Genomic DNA, 1,482 nt, shown 5'->3' on the forward strand with positions numbered 1-1,482 from the left:
TTCCATACCTTAAGATACAAATAACCAAGGCAGCATCTAAAGAGAGTGCAATGAGTTTTCAACAAACTTATTAAGTTTTGAGACAGTCTGACGGTTTTGTGTATGGTTAGTTGCGCGGTTTGGCAACTAATTTAGCAAAAATTGACCGAACCCGAGAAAATTCCAGCGGAATTTTCGCACGTAATCTAAAAAAAGCAATTAATTATACACGTTGTTAGCTTTTAGTGCTTTTTTATCTGCTTAATAATTCATTCCGATTTATGTTTTTTTGCTAATTTTTGTTTTCAAAGTTAGAGTAAATTCCGCAGTTTTCAATTCCGTAAACTTGCTCAAATTCCGCAATATTTAAATTCAGATTAGAGTAAGCAATTCCGCAACTCGCTAAATTCCGATTGCGTGAGATTCCGAGTTTCTAATTCAGTTTCCAATTCAGTTTTCGATTCCGCAAACGAGCTAAAAAGTCAGACGCAATTCAATTCAGAGTTTGAGTGAGCAATTCCGCAGTTGTATTTCATTCTACATATGAGTGATAATTCCGAAAATTTTTGAAATTCGACACACCGTTTTTCTGATTTATCTTACTTAAAATTCTAAAAAAAAATCGAAAAATAAACCAGGCTTTTTTCAAACCGCAAACTTGCTCCAGCATTAAAGCTAACGTTGTTGTGTATGATTAGTGGCGTTGATTAAGCACTAAAGTTAGTAAATAAAACACAGATAGAAAGTCCGCGAGGACTTTCGTAAGTAGGCAAGAACCAGCCATTAATTATACACGTTGTTAGCCACTGGTTTTATTCCGTTTTTTTATTATTCCGCTTATTATATTAATCGGATAAATTATTTGTCCGAAAATTGCAATTAAAGCTATTAAATAAATTGCTAAAGTCAGATTATTATTGAAATTATATTCCATTATTGATTCTCGGAAAAGTTGTGCCAAAATCCATATGAGTAAAATTCCGCCAAAAGTCAGCGCAATGTGAATCAGATTCAGCCTTTTGGATAGCTTTCTGTTTGCTTTTAGCATAAACCAATATCCAATTCCAATTATTCCGAAAAGAATTGAAATCAGCGTTGCTAAATGGTAATATGCAATTATGTAATAAGTGTCGTGGACATTTATATCCAATACGGCATCATCACTCAAAATTCCAATCAGCATTATAATCGGAATTGCGAGTAAAAAAATCAGATGCGGTTTGTTAATCAGAAATTTCATTTTTCAGTTTAAGTTATATATTCGGATTGAAATTCGTTTATTAAAAATCTAAAAATTAGAATTTATCACTAATTTTCGTTGGTCTGGTCAACTTGTGGCTAACGGTTTTGTGTATGATTAGTGGCGTGTTTAAGCACCTAATTTAGCAAATAAAAACCGAATGGAAAATGGAGTGCACCCAAAAGGCTAGACAAATTTATAATTAATTTTGATAATAATGAGCTCGATATTCAATCGGGCTCATTCCTTTTAAATTTAGTTTA

1 protein-coding gene is annotated in these 1,482 nt (G+C 32.5%); it reads right to left on the bottom strand.

The genetic code is table 11. From position 1 onward, the window contains the following. Positions 1 to 778 precede the first annotated feature (778 nt). Positions 779 to 1,219, bottom strand: a complete 441-nt coding sequence (locus tag BLV64_RS14435) for a cbb3-type cytochrome c oxidase subunit I (protein WP_092136775.1) — start codon at positions 1,217 to 1,219, stop codon at positions 779 to 781. Positions 1,220 to 1,482: the final 263 nt, after the last annotated feature.

Origin of the sequence: Bizionia paragorgiae, assembly GCF_900107625.1 — a bacterium.
In the GTDB taxonomy this organism is placed as follows: domain Bacteria; phylum Bacteroidota; class Bacteroidia; order Flavobacteriales; family Flavobacteriaceae; genus Bizionia; species Bizionia paragorgiae.